The 16,390-nt window shown below is 63.2% G+C and carries 14 protein-coding genes and 1 tRNA gene; 5 read left to right on the top strand and 10 right to left on the bottom strand.

Annotated features, from left to right (window positions below; all coding sequences use genetic code 11):
* Positions 1-58: 58 nt before the first annotated feature.
* On the bottom strand, positions 59-421 hold the full coding sequence (locus BRA471DRAFT_RS16210) for a DUF1428 domain-containing protein (protein ID WP_007608994.1): 363 nt from the start codon (positions 419-421) through the stop codon (positions 59-61).
* A 299-nt stretch (positions 422-720) separates the two neighbouring features.
* Here BRA471DRAFT_RS16210 and BRA471DRAFT_RS16205 point away from each other — a divergent pair.
* Positions 721-794, top strand: a tRNA-Gln gene (locus tag BRA471DRAFT_RS16205).
* 61 nt (positions 795-855) lie between these two features.
* Here BRA471DRAFT_RS16205 and rnz read toward each other — a convergent pair.
* Positions 856-1,758: a ribonuclease Z gene (gene rnz, locus BRA471DRAFT_RS16200; protein ID WP_007608988.1), complete on the bottom strand. Its 903-nt coding sequence runs from the start codon at positions 1,756-1,758 to the stop codon at positions 856-858.
* Between the two features lie 265 nt (positions 1,759-2,023).
* Between rnz and BRA471DRAFT_RS16195 the strand changes: the two genes are divergently transcribed.
* Positions 2,024-3,526: an amidase gene (locus BRA471DRAFT_RS16195; protein ID WP_007608987.1), complete on the top strand. Its 1,503-nt coding sequence runs from the start codon at positions 2,024-2,026 to the stop codon at positions 3,524-3,526.
* A gap of 24 nt (positions 3,527-3,550) precedes the next feature.
* Here the strand turns inward: BRA471DRAFT_RS16195 and BRA471DRAFT_RS16190 are convergent, their stop codons facing one another.
* On the bottom strand, positions 3,551-4,156 hold the full coding sequence (locus BRA471DRAFT_RS16190; protein WP_007608985.1) for a TetR/AcrR family transcriptional regulator: 606 nt from the start codon (positions 4,154-4,156) through the stop codon (positions 3,551-3,553).
* A 200-nt stretch (positions 4,157-4,356) separates the two neighbouring features.
* Between BRA471DRAFT_RS16190 and BRA471DRAFT_RS16185 the strand changes: the two genes are divergently transcribed.
* Positions 4,357-5,613, top strand: coding sequence for an efflux RND transporter periplasmic adaptor subunit (locus BRA471DRAFT_RS16185; protein WP_007608984.1), 1,257 nt, complete (start codon positions 4,357-4,359; stop codon positions 5,611-5,613).
* Between the two features lie 150 nt (positions 5,614-5,763).
* Positions 5,764-8,952: an efflux RND transporter permease subunit gene (locus BRA471DRAFT_RS16180; RefSeq protein WP_007608983.1), complete on the top strand. Its 3,189-nt coding sequence runs from the start codon at positions 5,764-5,766 to the stop codon at positions 8,950-8,952.
* Here the strand turns inward: BRA471DRAFT_RS16180 and BRA471DRAFT_RS16175 are convergent.
* Positions 8,949-9,677, bottom strand: a complete 729-nt coding sequence (locus BRA471DRAFT_RS16175; RefSeq protein WP_007608979.1) for a sulfite exporter TauE/SafE family protein — start codon at positions 9,675-9,677, stop codon at positions 8,949-8,951. The two genes, BRA471DRAFT_RS16180 and BRA471DRAFT_RS16175, sit on opposite strands and share 4 nt — an antisense overlap.
* Positions 9,678-9,855: 178 nt before the next feature.
* On the opposite strand from BRA471DRAFT_RS16175, the gene BRA471DRAFT_RS38880 reads away from it, so the two are divergent.
* Positions 9,856-10,110: a hypothetical protein gene (locus tag BRA471DRAFT_RS38880; protein ID WP_198287885.1), complete on the top strand. Its 255-nt coding sequence runs from the start codon at positions 9,856-9,858 to the stop codon at positions 10,108-10,110.
* 242 nt (positions 10,111-10,352) lie between these two features.
* Here BRA471DRAFT_RS38880 and BRA471DRAFT_RS16165 read toward each other — a convergent pair whose 3' ends face one another.
* From BRA471DRAFT_RS16165 to BRA471DRAFT_RS16140, 6 genes are all read right to left on the bottom strand, one after another.
* Positions 10,353-11,471 (bottom strand): helix-turn-helix transcriptional regulator, encoded by a 1,119-nt coding sequence (locus tag BRA471DRAFT_RS16165; protein ID WP_007608975.1) that lies wholly within the window; start codon positions 11,469-11,471, stop codon positions 10,353-10,355.
* A 112-nt stretch (positions 11,472-11,583) separates the two neighbouring features.
* The gene (locus BRA471DRAFT_RS16160; protein WP_007608974.1) at positions 11,584-12,702 is read right to left on the bottom strand and encodes a helix-turn-helix transcriptional regulator; all 1,119 of its coding nucleotides are present in this window, start codon (positions 12,700-12,702) and stop codon (positions 11,584-11,586) included.
* Between the two features lie 148 nt (positions 12,703-12,850).
* Positions 12,851-13,099, bottom strand: coding sequence for a hypothetical protein (locus BRA471DRAFT_RS16155; RefSeq protein ID WP_007608973.1), 249 nt, complete (start codon positions 13,097-13,099; stop codon positions 12,851-12,853).
* Between the two features lie 76 nt (positions 13,100-13,175).
* Complete coding sequence (locus tag BRA471DRAFT_RS16150; protein ID WP_007608966.1) at positions 13,176-14,147, bottom strand: AraC family transcriptional regulator; 972 nt, start codon at positions 14,145-14,147, stop codon at positions 13,176-13,178.
* Positions 14,148-14,375: 228 nt separating this feature from the next.
* Entirely contained in the window at positions 14,376-15,533 is a 1,158-nt protein-coding gene (locus BRA471DRAFT_RS16145) for a LuxR C-terminal-related transcriptional regulator (protein ID WP_007608965.1), read from the bottom strand.
* A 319-nt stretch (positions 15,534-15,852) separates the two neighbouring features.
* A complete protein-coding gene (locus BRA471DRAFT_RS16140; RefSeq protein ID WP_007608964.1) occupies positions 15,853-16,365 on the bottom strand; it encodes a hypothetical protein in 513 nt (170 codons plus the stop codon).
* Positions 16,366-16,390 lie beyond the last annotated feature (25 nt).

Genomic DNA, 16,390 nt, shown 5'->3' with positions numbered 1-16,390 from the left:
AACGGCTTGCCACGATGCTGCATGGACAAGCACCGATATGTGGGCCGGATCAGCGCCCTCACCCCACGGGGTCGCTCGCCCTCAGCAGCGTCGTGAAGCCGCCATAGATCATGCGCTTGCCGTCGAACGGCATGCTGTCCAACTTCAGGCGAGGGTCCGCCATCACCTTCTTGTTGACGGCGTCGCGAGTCTCCCGGTCGCGATAGACGATCCAGGAAAACACCACGATCTCGTTCTCCTTCGCCATCACGGCACGCGGAAACGAGGTGAACTCGCCATAGGGCACGTCGTCGCCGATGCACTCGACGTAATCGAGCGCACCGTACTCCATCCAGATCGCGCAGGCCGTTTTCGCCAGCGCCTTGTAGGCCTCGATGTTGTCCTTCGGCACGGCCAGCACAAAACCATCGACATAGGGCATCAGGGATCTCCTTGGATCGTGTGTCCGAAGGACGATGCGGTGCGTGACGATCCGACCATGAAACGTGATTTTCGGATGAGGCAAACGGTCGCGCGCCGCCGCGGCGCTCCGCCGGAGCCCACGATGCCACGGCCCGCACGTCCCATGTGGACCGCAAAACATCCCTGCGTCGCAGCGCTTGCCAGCCCACAGCCGAGCGGGTAGAAACCCTCCACGCCTGAGCCGTGATTTGCGCGATAAGTGCCATCGGCCGCAGCCGGACAAATCAACAAGTCCTTGAATTTGTTCGGCTATTCCGTTGGGGAATGGTGTAACGGTAGCACAACAGACTCTGACTCTGTTTGTCTAGGTTCGAATCCTAGTTCCCCAGCCACCGCAGGTTAAGCAGCCCACAATCAGACCGTCAGAGGTTACGCTCTCTTTGAGCGGTGCCGCTAAATCACGATGCGATCGAAGTCGGCGGCGATCCGCGTGTTTGGAAAAACGCTTGTCGCTTCGGCCAGAATCTCTTCGTCGCGATAACGCCCGGACATGTGATTCAGCACGAGTTGCCCGACGTTGTTCGCGGCGGCAAATGAAGCCGCCTCGCGTGCGGTGAGGTGGCCATAGTCCCGTGCGGTCGCGGCGTCGCGCTCGAGGAAGGTCGCCTCGATCACCAGCAGATCGGCGTCGGCCACATGCCTGGACAGGCCGTCGGTGGTTTCGGTGTCGCCGATCAGCACGAGTTTCCTGCCGCCGCTCGGCGGCCCCATGACGTCTTCGGGATCAATCGTGCGGCCGGCGATCACGACTGGTCGTCCCGCGGCCAGTTCTCCGCGCATCGGCCCATCGGGAACACCGAACTCGGCGAGGCGCGCCCGCTCAAGATGGCGGCGTGCCGGACTCTGGAAGCAAAAACCAAAGCTGTCGGTGTCGCGGTGGCGAACCGGAAAGCAATCGATGGTGAAGTCGCCGGCGTCGATAACCTGTCCTTCGGCCAGCGGTGCGAACTCCACAGGGATCGGCGCCCTGCCCGCGCCCCACAGCCCGGCAAGCATGCGGATGACGATGTCGAGCGTGCCCTGCCCTCCATGAACGGTCATCGTGTCCGATTGCTGGCGCAACCCCAGCGTCGAGAAGAGACCGGGGATGCCGAGCACGTGATCGAGATGGGCATGCGTCAGCAGGATGCGGTCAAGCCGCCGAAACCCCGCGCGGCTGCGCAGCAACTGGCGCTGCGTGCCCTCGCCGCAATCGATGAGGACGCGCTTGCCCGCTGCCTCCACGAGGAGAGCGGGATGGTTGCGCTCCGCCGACGGAACGCTAGCCGAGGTCCCAAGGAATGTCAGGGCGAACATGCTCGTCAGTATCCAGGCTTCACCGCCCCCAATGCCACGTGAGCGGCAGCGCGTACAGAGCCCATCGATCCCGCATAGACCGCGGCAGGAAGCGCGTATCCCGCGATCTGATGGCCAGGCGCCGCCTCCGGCCCCCGACCGGCGGACAGATCTGGTTCCCGTTGCGCGGCCTCCTCATCCTATCCGCCAAATTGCATGCTCGATATTCGGATCGATTTGCAGCCGAACGACATCGACGCGGCGATGCAAGACAATGGAGATCGTGATGCCGCCCGGATTGACCGCCACTGACTGGGACTACGGCTCGATCAGCACATTGCTGAGCGCCCTGCACGCGCGCAAGCTTTCTGCGTCGGAGTTGATCGAGCATACGATCGCGCGCATCGAGGCGCTGGACGGGCGGATCAATGCCGTCATCGTTCGCGATTTCGATCGCGCACGAGACGCCGCGCGCGCCGCCGATACCGCGCTTGGCCGGGGCGAGCGCCTGCCGTTGCTCGGCATCCCCGTGACGTTGAAAGAACCGTTCAACGTCGCCGGCCTGCCGACGACATGGGGCTTTCCGCATTTCAAAGATTTCCAACCGGCGGGGGACGCCCTTGTCGTCTCGCGGTTGAAGGCGGCGGGTGCTGTCATCATCGGCAAGACCAATATCCCGATTGGCCTCAGAGATTTCCAGAGCTACAATGAGATCTACGGTACGACGAACAATCCGTGGGATCTCGGCCGATCGCCCGGCGGCTCTTCAGGCGGATCGGGCGCGGCGCTGGCTGCGGGATTCGGACCGCTCTCGATCGGCTCGGATATCGGCGGTTCGATCCGGGTGCCCGCGCATTTCTGCGGTGTGTTCGGACACAAGCCGAGCCTCGGCCTGGTGCCGCTGCGCGGATACGGCCTGCCGCCGGCGCCGCCCGTGCCTGGCCAGGGCGATCTGGCTGTCGTCGGGCCGATGACGCGCACCGCCTCGGATCTTGCGCTCGCCCTCGACGTGATCGCCGGCCCCGACGAGACGCGCGACGGGATCGGCTATCGTCTTGCGCTGCCCGCCCCGCGACACGACCAACTCAGGGATTTCAGGATTCTCGTGATCGATACGCATCCGTTGATGCCGACAGGCGATGCCGTGCGTTCCGCCATCGGGCGGCTGTCGGAACGGCTCGAACGATCAGGCGCGCGGGTTTCGCGGTCGAGTGCGTCGCTGCCCGACCTCGCTGAATCCGCGCGGCTCTACATGAAGCTCTTGAACGCGGCGCGAAGTCCGCGCCTGACACCGGCCGCCCTCGCAGAGGCGCAAGGAGTTGCCGCGGCACTCTCGCCCGACGACCGCAGCCTGCAGGCCGAGCGCGCGCGCGGCTGGGCCATGGTCCATCGTGAATGGCTGGCGACCGATGCGGCGCGCTTGCGGCTGCAGCAACGATGGCAGGAGCTGTTCCGCGATTTCGACGCAGTGATCTACCCCGCCGCCGCCGTGCCGGCCTTTCCACAGGACCAGTCCGAGCCGTTCGACGCGCGGCAACTCGATATCGATGGACAGCTCTATCCCTATTCCGATGCGTGCTTCATCTGGGCAGACCCCGCTTCGACCTGCGGACTGCCTGCGACCGCCGTTCCGATCGAGCGCACGCCATCGGGCCTCCCGATCGGCGTCCAGATCATCGGACCTTATCTCGAGGACCGCACCACGATTGCCCTCGCCGGACTGATCGAACGCGAGTTCGGCGGCTTCGTCCCGCCGCCGTCGTTGGCTGCCACGCAACCCGTCAAATGATCGGGGCGAAGACGCCAACGGTCGTCATGTTCTTTCAGTCGACTGCGCCTCGACCGCCTGCACGGCGACACTCGCAACCTGCTGCAATGCCTCGCGGTCGGTGCCCGAGGACGCCATCACGCCCATGCCGACCGAGACGGCCGAGACGTAGCGCGCGAGTGCCGCGGGATCCGAGGTCGGCTTGAGATCGCCTTCGGCCTTGGCGCGAACAAAACGATCGCGAAGCTGGTCCTCGTTCTGGGCGCGACGGGCGGCGAGCTCGAAGGGGACGCTCTCTGAGCCGGTGCCGCACGCGATGCCGCCCTGCACGAGCAGGCAACCGGGTGGGTTGGCGGGATCGGTCTGCTTGTCGGCGATGCCCATCAACATCCGCTCGGCGACTTCGCGGGCGGTGGGTGCCGCGACCACCTCGTCCATCCAGACATTGCGCAGTTTTGTATAGCGGTCGAGCGCGGCCTTCAGCAGCCCTTCCTTGTTGCCGAAACAGGCATAGAGGCTGGGCGGATTGATCCCCATGGCTTCGGTCAACTGAGCGATCGTGGCACCCTCATAGCCATGGCGCCAAAACACTTCCATCGCCTGATCCAACGCCGTTTCGGCGTCGAATTCGCGGGGGCGTCCCATGCCCATGTGCCTGTTCTCCTCGAAATCGGCGTCGTCGCTGACCTAACGCCTGATCCTATCTATTTGTTCTCGCTTTATTTTCTCTTCCGCTTGCCAACTCTTGCGGTAAGGGGCTACAATTTTCTTAGTGAATGGTACATAAGTATCTTGCGCTGCGGTATCCAGCTCCACATCTGTAGTGAACACTACATATCTGGAGCGCGCAAATGCATCCCTCCCAAAACACTGCCCAAAATGCTCGCCGCACCGGCCGTTTCCGCCGCCTCCTCGGCGGCGTGGCCATCGTGGGCGCCCTCGCCGCGGCCGGTTCGATTGCGACCGGCCATTACTTTCGTGCCGCCCAGGCGACCGCGACGGCCGCCGCGGCCGAGCAAGCCGTCCCTGTCACGATCGCGCTGATCGAAGCAAAGCAGACCGTGCTGTGGGACGACTTCTCCGGCCGGCTCGAGGCCATCAACCGCGTCGAGCTTCGCCCGCGCGTCGCGGGTGCGATCCTTGCGACCAACTTCACCGAAGGCGCGCTGGTGAAGGCAGGCGACATCCTGTTCAAGATCGATCCGGCACCCTACGCGGCCGAGGTCGACAAGGCCGCGGCCCAGCTCGAAGCTGCGAAAGCGCGCGTCGTGTTCACGCAGAATGAACTCGAGCGCGGCGCGCAACTGGTCGGCAACGCCGTCGTGACGCGGCGCGACTATGACCAGCGCGACAACGCCAACCGCGAGGCCATCGCCAACGTGAAGGCGGCCGAGGCGACGCTCCAGACCGCAAAGCTCAATCTCGATTACACCGAGGTGCGTGCGCCCGTGGACGGCCGCGTCGGCAAGATCGAAATCACCGTCGGCAATCTCGTCGCCGCCGGCACCGCCTCTCCGGTGCTGACTTCGCTAGTCTCGGTCAACCCGATCTATGCGTCATTCGATGCGGATGAAGAGCTGGTGGTGCGGGCGTTGAACTCGATTTCCGAGGTCTCCGGCAAGCGCGGCAATCTCGACCAGATCCCGGTCGCGATGGCGACCTCCGGCGGCCTCGCGGCGAAGGGCCACATCCAGCTCATCGACAACCAGGTCAACGGCCAGAGCGGCACCATCCGTGTCCGCGCGGTGTTCGACAACGAGGACGGGCGCTTCATCCCCGGCCAGTTCGCCCGCGTGCGCATGGGCCAGCCCAAGCAGCAATCGCTCGTGATGATCGATGAGCGCGCGATCGGCACCGACCAGGACAAGAAGTTCGTGATGGCGGTCGGCGACGACAGCCGTGCGGTCTATCGGCCGATCACGCTCGGCGGCGCGGTCGATGGCTTGCGCATCGTCACCGCGGGCCTGAAGTCCGGCGACCGTATCGTGGTCAACGGCCTGCAGCGCGTGCGTCCCGGCGCCCTCCTCAAGACCGAGGTCGCGGCGATGGGCGCGCGTGGGCCGCAGCAGGCCTCCAACCACAGCAACCAGGACGTGGTGCAACGCTAGCATTCTCCGCTTCCGGAGCGCGCGGGCAGCGCGAACCGGAATGTCGAATTCGTTGAACTACCAGGACATCACTTCTGGATTTCCGGGTTTGCGGGCTTGGCCCGCGCCCGGGAATGACGGGAGAGCTGTCTCTCGCGCAGGGGCAAAGCCATGAATCTCTCGAAGTTCTTCATTGATCGTCCGATTTTTGCCGGTGTGCTGTCGGTCCTGATCTTTCTCGCGGGCCTGATCTCGCTGTTCGCGATGCCGATCTCGGAATATCCCGACGTCGTGCCGCCCTCCGTCCTCGTGCGCGCGACCTATCCCGGCGCCAATCCCAAGGTGATCGCCGAGACGGTGGCGACTCCCATCGAGGAGCAGATCAACGGCGTCGAAGGCATGCTCTACATGTCGAGCCAGGCCACCACCGACGGCGCGATGACGCTGACGGTGACGTTCCGCCTCGGCACCGACCCCGACAAGGCGACGCAGCTGGTGCAGAACCGCGTGCAGCAGGCCGAGCCGCGCCTGCCGGCCGTGGTGCGCCAGCTCGGCATCATCACCAAGAAGTCGTCGCCCGACCTCACCATGGTCGTGCATCTCTTGTCGCCCAACGGCCGCTACGACATGACGTATTTGCGCAATTACGCCGTGCTCAACGTCAAGGACCGCCTTGCACGGATCGACGGCGTCGGCGACGTCCAGCTCTATGGCGCTGGCGACTATTCGATGCGGGTCTGGGTCGATCCGCAGAAGGCCGCCGAACACGGACTGACTGCGAGCGACATCGTCAAGGCGATCCAGGCGCAGAACGTCGAGGCCGCTGCCGGCGTAGTCGGCTCCTCCCCGAACATCAAGGGCATCGACCTGCAACTGTCCGTCAATGCCGAAGGGCGGCTCGCGAATGAAGAGCAATTCGGCGACATCGTGGTCAAGACCGGTACGCGTGGCGAAGTCGTGCGCTTGCGCGACGTCGCCCGCATCGAGCTCGGCGCGTCCGAATACGGCCTGCGCTCGCTGCTCGACAACAAGCAGGCAGTGGCGATCCCGATCTTTCAGGCGCCCGGCTCCAACGCGCTGGAGATATCCGATCACGTCCGTGCCACCATGGCCGAGATCAAGAAGAACATGCCGGAAGGCGTGTCCTACCAAATCGTCTACGACCCGACCCAATTCGTCCGCTCGTCGATCGAGGCGGTGATCCACACGCTGCTGGAGGCGATCGCGCTGGTGGTGCTGGTGGTGATCCTGTTCCTGCAGACCTGGCGCGCCTCGATCATTCCGCTGCTGGCCGTGCCCGTGTCGATCGTTGGCACCTTCGCCGTGATGCACGTATTCGGCTTCTCCATCAACGCACTCAGCCTGTTCGGCCTCGTGCTTGCGATCGGCATCGTCGTCGACGACGCCATCGTCGTGGTCGAGAACGTCGAACGCAACATCGAGGGAGGGCTGTCGCCGCGCGACGCCACCTACCAGGCGATGCGCGAAGTGTCGGGGCCGATCATCGCGATTGCGATGGTGCTGATCGCGGTGTTCGTGCCGCTCGCCTTCATCTCCGGCCTCACCGGGCAATTCTACAAGCAGTTCGCTCTGACGATCGCGATCTCGACGGTGATTTCCGCCGTCAACTCGCTGACGCTGTCGCCGGCGCTGTCGGCCTTGCTGCTCAAGGGACACAACGAGCCGAAGGACCGGCTGACGACCATCATGGAAAAGGGCCTCGGCTGGTTCTTCCGCGGCTTCAACAAGGTGTTCACACGCTCGTCGGAGAATTACAGCGGAACCGTCACCAAGGTGATCTCGGGCAAGGCCGCAGTGATGGGGCTCTATGTGGTGTTGGTCGGCGTGACCGCGCTCCTGTTCCAGCAGGTGCCGAGCGGCTTCGTGCCGGGCCAGGACAAGCAATATCTGGTCGGCTTCTCGCGGCTGCCCGACGGTGCATCGCTCGATCGCACTGAAGAGGTGATCCGCAAGATGAGCGACATCGCGCTGACCCAGCCCGGTGTGGAGAGTTCCGTCGCCTTTCCGGGCCTGTCGATCGCCGGCTTCACCAACTCCTCCAATGCCGGCATCGTGTTCTCCACGCTCAAGCCGTTCGACGAGCGCAAGGATCCTTCGCTCAGCGGCCCCGCGCTCGCGGCTGAGCTGAACAAGAAATATGCCGGCATCCAGGAAGCCTTCATCGCCATGTTCCCGCCGCCGCCGGTCAACGGCCTCGGCACCATCGGCGGCTTCAAGCTGCAGATCGAGGACCGTGCCGGTCTCGGCTATGAGGCGCTGAACGAGGCGACCAAGGCGTTCATGGCGGCGATGCAGAAGGCGCCGGAGATCGCCGGCGTGTTCTCGAGCTTCCAGGTCAACGTGCCCCAGCTGTTCGCCGACATCGACCGCACCAAGGCGCTCCAATTGGGCGTGCCCGTGACCGAGGTGTTCAATACGCTGCAGATTTACCTGGGCTCCTACTACGTCAACGACTTCAACAAGTTTGGCCGCACCTATTCGGTCCGGGTGCAGGCCGACGCGCCGTTCCGCGCGCGCGCCGACGACATCCGGCAGTTGAAGGTGCGCTCGTCCTCGGGCGATATGGTGCCGCTCTCGGCGCTGTTGAGCGTTCGCCAGAGCGCCGGACCCGAGCGCGCGATCCGTTACAACGGCTTCCTGTCTTCCGATATCAACGCGGCGGCTGCTCCCGGCTTCTCCTCCGGACAGGCGCAGGAGGTCGCGACGCGGATCGCGGCGGAGACGCTGCCGCCCGGCTTTGCCTTCGAATGGACCGACCTGACCTATCAGGAGTTCATCGCCGGCAATTCCGGACTGTGGGTGTTCCCGCTGGCGATCCTCCTGGTCTTCCTTGTGCTGGCCGCGCTCTATGAGAGCCTGACCCTGCCGCTCTCGATCATCATGATCGTGCCGATGGGTCTGCTGGCTGCGATGTTCGGCGTCTGGATCTCCAAGGGCGACAACAACGTCTTCACCCAGATCGGTTTGATCGTGCTGGTGGGACTCTCGGCCAAGAACGCGATCCTGATCGTCGAATTCGCGCGCGAGCTCGAATTCGCAGGCCGCACGCCCATCCGGGCCGCGATCGAGGCGAGCCGGCTGCGGCTGCGTCCGATCCTGATGACGTCGATGGCGTTCATCATGGGCGTCTTGCCGCTGGTGCTGTCTACCGGTGCAGGTTCGGAGATGCGGCGCGCCATGGGCGTCGCCGTGTTCTCCGGCATGATCGGCGTCACCGTATTCGGTCTGTTCCTGACGCCGGTGTTCTATGTGCTGCTGCGGACCGTCACCGGCATGAAGCCGCTGACGCATCACGGCAGCGACACCAGCGCGGCGCCGGTGCAAACCGTCGGGCATTAGATCAGGGAAATTCCCGACAGCAACAACAGAACGAGCACGGTCTTGCGAAAGACCGTCTCGTTGACCTTGTGGAACGCGATCACGCCGAGCGCGGAGCCTGCGAACAGCGCCGGCAGGCTCACCGCGAGATCGACGAAGACTTTTGACGACAGATCCTGATGTCCGACCAGCAGCGCGATCGCGAACAGCTGCATCGCGGCGATGAACGGCTGCACCAGGCCACGCTGTTCGCTCTTGGGCATACCGCGCATGTCGCACCAGATCGTCGGAATCGCGCCGGGCATCGCAGTCAACCCGCCGACCAGTCCTCCCCCGAACCCGATCAATGCGACCCAGTGCCGCCCGACCGCCTCGCCGGCCGTCACCAGCGTCGGCCGCAGCAGCATGTAGGCCGCATAGAGCGCAACGATGATGCCGAAGCCGCGCCGGAGCAGATGCGTATCCGTGTTCTGGAGCAGCGACACCGCAATGGGAACGCCGATCAAGCCACCGACGATCAGCAGCAGACTGCCTTCCCAGCGAATATTGCGCCGAAGCGCCCACAGATTGGTGGCCTGCACGCCGATGCTGCACGCCATCATCAGCGGCACGGCTTCGAGCGGCTGAAACACCCGGAGCAGGATGGCGCCCGCCACCGCGGAAAAGGCAAAGCCCGAGAGCCCGGAGACGAAGGCGCCGGCGAACACGGCAACGCTGAGCAGCATCAGAGTCGTGACATCAGGCACAATCCGCCCTCCGGGTCAGTCGTACGGAATTTGCGAGACAGGGACCCCGGCGCTCTCCGTGCAGACGGCCGGCTCAAGTGGAGCCGACGGATGCATCGCGTAAGCGTGAGATCGCTCCAGCATCGCGAGGCCGACCAGTTGGAGAGCAACGAGCGCCGCGGTCAGCGCGATCGCGACGATGCTGACGTCACGCACGTTCGAATTTGGGGTGGCCGGCCGTGCGCTCGCGCGGATCAACTCCGTTGGCATTTTCAAAAGTATCCTCTTCACGGGAGACGTGCATAATTTCATTCAGACACGGCGCTTCGTGCGGCTGGTCCAGCAGGTGGCGATAGCGCCGCAACACGCGCTGCGCGTCGATTTCCCGCTGCGCGCGGAGTATCGCGCCTATGCGGGCGACGATATCGCGGAACCTGCCTGTCAGAACTGGTGACCCCGTTCGCATGACAATCTCCTCTCAACCTGTTCGAGAGATTGACGGGATCCACTTCCGCCTGCAGTGAGTTGCTTCACACGAATGCCTGACCCGTCGAACAACAGACCGTGTGATGTTCAGTAGAATAGAGCGCAGAACATCGCGTCATTCGATCGAACGACGCGCGATAACTTTCTAATGATGCTTCTGATTGAACCTATTGCGAGCTGCAGCGACTCGCCTGCGTTTTTGAACGCATCTCAGTGCACGAGCGGATTGGAGAATCCAGCAGCGAGCTTGACGAGATCGGCCTGACGAGAAACGCCGGTCTTTGCGAACACGCGATGCAGATGCGTCTTCACCGTCGTCTCCGCGATGCCGAGCGCAACCGCCGTCTCCGGCACGCCGCCGACATCGACGATCGACTGCAAGACCCTCAGTTCCGCAGGCGTGAGTTGGAAGGTGTGGTCAATGAGACCGGCACTCGAGCGGCCGTCGAGTTCCGCCTTCCAAATGAACAAGGCTCCGATGGCCGAACTTCGCTCGGCCACACCCTCGCGCAGCAATGACGGCAGCGCGATCACGTGCGCGACATAGTAAGAACCGTCATGCGACATCAGCGGAATTTTCCGTCCCGAAGATGCCGCCGACGCGACCTCGCTTGTGTCACGGAAAATATCGCGCAGGGCCGAATTTGCAGCGGAGGATCTTGCCACCAGCCGGCCCGAGACAGACCGCAGGACATCGTCGACGGCCAGGATCGTGTCCGCAGCCGGATTCCTGTGGACGATATGACAGGTCGAATCGAGCAGGATGACACCGGCATTCAGTCGGTCCACGACGTCGGCGAGCGCGATCGCCCGCTGCTGCTTCCGCTCGATCGCCCGGTTGATCAAGAGCGCCCGGCTCGCATGCGGAGCCAGGAACTGCATCCGCGCCCGCTGCTCGGCGTCGAGCATCTCCCTGCCGGGGATCACGGTCATCAGCATCGGACACGGCGACTTCGACTGCTCCAGCACCACATTGGCGACGTCGACGCAGCCCTGGGGGCGCAGCCATTCCTGGTAGAAGCGGCCGCGGCGATATTCGTCGAAATCCACGAGATCGGGGATGTTCCGCACCTCGCCATAGCGCGGAAGCCGAGCGAGCGGGTCGTACCGGGCGTAGGTCTCCGCATAGAGCTGAATGTAGTGCGGATCAACCCCGCAATAATAATGCGTCGCGCCTGATTTGCTGACCGGGTCCTTCGAAATCAGACCACAGGCCCGGCTGCCGATGAAAGCATTGAGCTTGACAACGACCTCGCTCCACAACTCCGGCTGGAGACCCGCGTCATAGATAGTCTCGATCAACTCGGACGGTTTTGGAGGTCGGGGCATCGGAAGAGCCAATGGTGACACATGGAGATGGCGACATGTTCTTCATGCCCGGCGGCTCCTGTGAGTCTGGCGATGGAGCGAAAGGTTCAATCCTGAGGGCCCAATTGGCAGCCTAGTTGATCAGCGGATTGGAGAATCCTGCCGCGAGCTTGACGAGATCGGCCTGACGCGAAACGCCCGTCTTGGCGAACACGCGATGCAGATGCGTCTTCGCCGTCGTTTCTGCGATACCGAGCGCGACCGCCGTCTCCGGGACGCCGCCAACCTCGACGATCGACAGGAACACGCGCAGCTCGGCCGGTGTAAGGTCGAAGGTCCGCGCGATCAATTCGCCGTAGGATTGTCCGCCGATCGATACTTTGCGCAGGAGCAGCGCACCGACGGCATCGACCACCCGCTCGCTGCCGTCCCGGAGGACCGAAGACAGCGGCAGGATGTGCGCGACGTAGCGCTCGCCCGAGGGCGAAAGCAGCGAAAACGCCTGCCCCTTTGCGGCAAGCAGGGCAATTTCATTGCGGGTCGCGAACGCTTCCCGCAGCGTCTGATTGGCCTCCGCACTGCTGGTCACCAATTGCCCGGCAACGGACCGAACCAGATCGTCGGCCGCAAGCAAGACGTGTCCTGCGGAATTCGCGTGCACCACCCGGCAGAATCCATCGAGCAGGAAGATGCCGCAGGCCAGATTGTCCAGGACCTCCGCCAACGCCGTCGCCAACGTCAGTTGCGAGGTCATGGCGCGGTTGATCAGCAACGCACGGCTGGCGTGCGGGACGATCAGCGAGAGGCGGTGCTTCATCACCGGATCCACCATCCGGCGGCCCGACAGCACCGTCATCATCACGGGGCAGCTCGCATTCGAATTGTCGAGCACGACGTTGGCCGCATCGCTGCAACCCTGCGGCCGCATCCATTCCTGGTAAAAGCGTCCGCGCCGATATTCATCGAAATTGACGAGATCCGGAATGCTGACGATCTGGCCGTGCGGCGGCAGGACGGTCAGCGGATCGAACTTCGAATGCGTCTCGGAATAGAGCTGGATATAGTGCGGGTCCGCCCCGCAATAATAGTGCGTGACGCCGAATTTGCTGATGGAATCCTTGGAAAACAGTCCGCAGGCCTGGCCGCCGACGAAGTCGCGGATGCCGGTGACGACGTTGTGCCACAGCGAAGGATCGAGTCCGGCATCGTAGATGGCCTCGACGAGGTCGGGCAGCTTCCGCGGTCCGTGCATGGCTATAAATGGCCTGGGTGATCAATATCACCAAGCATACCACAACCTCAGCATGCGGCATCCTCCGATCGGAGGACGCCGGCCGGGCAACGAACGGATATCCGTTCGGGTGCTACTGATGCAGAGTCGCGATACCGCACCGGGACGCTCACATCTCGTCCCAGCCGACCTTCTCCACATTCTCCGACCAGACCGCGGCGCGATAGATCTCGCGCCCGTCGGTGTCTCTGACCCGGATGCAGGCATCGCGGCCGCGCAAATCGTCGCGCCAGACGAACAGGTGGCTTGCCATCTCGTTGGCCACCACGAATGTCGCTTCGGGGCATTCGAACACCATGCCACCCGGATCGATCTTCACGATATTGCCGAGCATAAGATCAAAGAAAAAACGGCGCATGCAACACTCCAACTGCGGGCGGCGCACGCCCGTGCCGTCTCCAATCGGCATTTGACTGAAATTCAATCGCGCACGGTCACGGCATGTCACCGCTCCTGACGTCACTCGGAGTGGCGCCATAGGTTCGCCGGAAGCAGCGGTTGAAATAGGAGAGATCGCCGAAGCCGACATCGTAGGCGATCGAGCTGACCGTCCGCTCGGCGTATCCGGGTTCGCGCAACATGCGATGCGCACGCTTGACGCGCTGTTCGATCAGGAAGGACGAGAACGTCTTGCCGTCGGCCTCGAACAGGCGCTGGAGATAGCGCGGCGTCACGCCGAGCTCCTGGGCGACCGTGGCCACCGACAGGTCCTGCCGCCAGCAATTGTTGGCGATGGAGACTTTCGCCTTCTGCAGCCGTGCCGCCTTGACGCCGCGGCGCCCGGCCAGCTCCCGCGGCTCGTTGGTGGCACCGAGGACCATTGCCAGAAGATCGTGCAGATGCCCGACCCCGAGCTGGCGCAAATTGGGCATCGCGAACGCCTTCTCCCGCACCAGCGTCACCGCGTAATCGACCAGCAATCGAAGTCCCGTCGAGCTCTCCGGCATGACACGCATCACGGCGTCATCGACGTCCACGATCATCGGCGCCAGCACGCGTCTCGGCACACGGAGCGAGAAGCAGCTACCCAGCGACAATCGCTCGAACGTCGTGACGTCCTCCGCGCTGGTCAGGACCGCCTCTCCCGCACGAAGGCTCAGATCGTGTCCCCGCTCGGATATCCCAAGCACGCCAGATCGATTCACGATCAGGGCCAGGCTGTCGTCCCCATCGGCAACCAGATGCTTGGTGCGAACGACGCGCGCTCCGCACAATCCTCCGATCAGCAATTGGGCTTCCGGCAAGACGTGGGACGTGAAGCTCGCCGCGAACGGCTTTCCTTCCCTCACCTCGACCTCCGCCTTCAACACCCCGCGGCAATAGAAATCGCGAAGCAGCGGGATACGTTCGTTTTCGGGAATTTCGTTCGTTGAAACGTTAATAACTGAAAAATCAAACTGGCTCACTGCAATCCTCCAACCGACGAGCAGGTCCGGCCACGCGCTGTCGTTTCCTCACCCTCGCGTTCGATGCCGTCGCGGCATCGCTTCGCGGCGCTTGCTGCTCTTCACTTTTCTGGAAGCGATATACGAAAGTATCAAATGACTCGCGTCCTGCATTCGGAGGACAGGGGAGCTCGGCTCATCACAATGGATTGAGATTGCGGCACATGCCGGCGAGCCATGTGAAATGGATCACAAGGTATCGTCACCGTCGTTCGTTCGAGGCGCGAATGGAACGGCAAAGCCGGTGGCAATCTTGACCAGATCGGCCTGCCTGCCGGCGCCGGTCTTCTCGAACAGGCGGCCGAGATGCGTCTTCACGGTCGTTTCGGCGATGCCGAGCTTTGCCGCAATGTCGGGAACGCCGCCGATCTCGATAATGGCCATCAATACGCGCAGTTCTGACGGTGTCAGCCTGAAGGCCGCAGCGATCGCATCGGCTGCGAGCCATGTCGCCGCCGATGCCTTCTGCACGAACAGCACCGTGGCTGCAGCATCTCGCGATGGACTGCGATCGCGCTTCAAGGGAAAAGCGTGGAGCAGATAGTGCTGCCCATCAACTGATGTCGCAAGCCCGATCTGACGGCGGGCAGCGGAACGAGTTTCTCGGCCTGCATCGATTCCGCACAGGCCGCGGAATATTTTGTCGGTCTGGGTGTTGCGGGCCACGATCCGGTCTCCGACCATTGTGAGCAGGTTGGCATCGGCGAACAGCCCGCGGCATGCTGCGTTGGCATGCACGACCCGACCATCTGCGTCGAGCAGGCAGATCGCCGTGCTCAGCCCATCCAAGACATCGGCAAGGTCGTCAACGGTATGCGAGCGGGCCCTGATCTGCCGGCCCATGGCTCTGGAGCGCTGGAGGTGCGGAGCAAGCAGCCGCATGCGCTCACGCATCGGCTCGTCGACGAGTCCGTGCGACCTGTGGCGCAACACCTGCAGAATCGTGGTGCGCGTGGCCGACGTCTCGATCGCGACGGTTGCAAGGTCTATCGCTCCTTGCGGTTCCACCCACTCGCGATAGAAGCTCGTTGCCAGGAAATCCGCATGAGGCATGATGTCGGCTACGCCGATCGTCTGCCCCGCTGCGAGCGTGAGATGACGATCGAGCAGAGGGTCGAGCTCCACATATCGGTCGCGATAAAGCTGGCGGAAGCGGGATTCGGTGCCAAAATGCTCCTGGATCTCGATCGAAAGCCTGGCTCTGTCCCTGGACAGGATGGTCGCGGCACATCCGCCGACGAAATGCGCAACCCGTTCCAGCACCCCGCTGCGCAGCGCGGGATCGACCGCCGCGTCGTAAATCGCGCCGACGAGGGACGAGAACCGATTTGCGTGGAGGATTGTCATCGGCCGGACGACGCAATCTGCGTATGGCTCGGGCGTGCGAGAAAGATCGCTATCCGGGGACTGGCGAAGGAGACGGGCCGTTCAATGGCCGGCTTCGACGGGGAGAAAACGTTGCAACGAAATGCTGGAATATCGAACATCGTCCTTGCGTAACGTCAACCGCAGGATGCGGCTTGGACGTTTTCGCCAAAGACTAGGATAAAAGCGAACAGCGCGCGGACTGTGTGCGATGAGTCACGCGTGCGATCAGTCAGGCGTCGGTCGCGCTGCAGAACCCTGTCGCCACCGACCCCTGGGCCTCGCATGGGGCTCCGGCAATTTACTTGCGATTCTCCTCGCAGAATTTCAGCGCCGCCAGCGCTTCACCGGCACGCGGCACCTGCATCTCGATGCTGTCGTCATCATCGTCCTCGAAATCGAGCGAGAGACGCTTGGCCTTGGACAGCCGATCCATCATGGACTGATCGTATTCGAAGATGCCGCGAACGGTGGTCTTGTCCATGACCTCCCACTTGGCCTTCTTCATGATATCGGCGTCGTCGGTACCGACGTCAGCCCGGAGGATCTCGCCGACCTTGTCCCACTCCCAGCCGTCATAGATCATCACGATGACGATAGCTTTCTCGGAATAGGTGATGACGATGACGTAGTCCCGGTTCTCGTCTTGCTTGTCCTTGTAGCCGCGGCTCGCATTGCAATGTGCGTCCTGCGTGCGCTTCTCGATGGTCCAGTCGCCAACCTTGGATTGTTGCGCCTGCACCGGACTTGCGGTCAAAGCGACGGCGCCCAAGGCGCCGGCCAGCAACCCAGCGGCGAGGAGAAATCGTTTCATGTCAGCCTCCATCGTGTTCCCCGGA

Source organism: Bradyrhizobium sp. WSM471, assembly GCF_000244915.1.
Classification (GTDB): domain Bacteria; phylum Pseudomonadota; class Alphaproteobacteria; order Rhizobiales; family Xanthobacteraceae; genus Bradyrhizobium.
Note: the sequence above shows the minus strand (reverse complement) of the source record. Positions and strands in the feature narration are given on the sequence as shown.

Coding starts and splice junctions, on each gene's coding strand:
- BRA471DRAFT_RS16210 (WP_007608994.1), bottom strand. CDS start 421: ATGCCCTATGTCGATGGTTTTGTGCTGGCCGTGCCGAAGGACAACATC.
- rnz (WP_007608988.1), bottom strand. CDS start 1,758: ATGTTCGCCCTGACATTCCTTGGGACCTCGGCTAGCGTTCCGTCGGCG.
- BRA471DRAFT_RS16195 (WP_007608987.1), top strand. CDS start 2,024: ATGCCGCCCGGATTGACCGCCACTGACTGGGACTACGGCTCGATCAGC.
- BRA471DRAFT_RS16190 (WP_007608985.1), bottom strand. CDS start 4,156: ATGGGCATGGGACGCCCCCGCGAATTCGACGCCGAAACGGCGTTGGAT.
- BRA471DRAFT_RS16185 (WP_007608984.1), top strand. CDS start 4,357: ATGCATCCCTCCCAAAACACTGCCCAAAATGCTCGCCGCACCGGCCGT.
- BRA471DRAFT_RS16180 (WP_007608983.1), top strand. CDS start 5,764: ATGAATCTCTCGAAGTTCTTCATTGATCGTCCGATTTTTGCCGGTGTG.
- BRA471DRAFT_RS38880 (WP_198287885.1), top strand. CDS start 9,856: ATGCTGACGTCACGCACGTTCGAATTTGGGGTGGCCGGCCGTGCGCTC.
- BRA471DRAFT_RS16165 (WP_007608975.1), bottom strand. CDS start 11,471: ATGCCCCGACCTCCAAAACCGTCCGAGTTGATCGAGACTATCTATGAC.
- BRA471DRAFT_RS16160 (WP_007608974.1), bottom strand. CDS start 12,702: ATGCACGGACCGCGGAAGCTGCCCGACCTCGTCGAGGCCATCTACGAT.
- BRA471DRAFT_RS16155 (WP_007608973.1), bottom strand. CDS start 13,099: ATGCGCCGTTTTTTCTTTGATCTTATGCTCGGCAATATCGTGAAGATC.
- BRA471DRAFT_RS16145 (WP_007608965.1), bottom strand. CDS start 15,533: ATGACAATCCTCCACGCAAATCGGTTCTCGTCCCTCGTCGGCGCGATT.
- BRA471DRAFT_RS16140 (WP_007608964.1), bottom strand. CDS start 16,365: ATGAAACGATTTCTCCTCGCCGCTGGGTTGCTGGCCGGCGCCTTGGGC.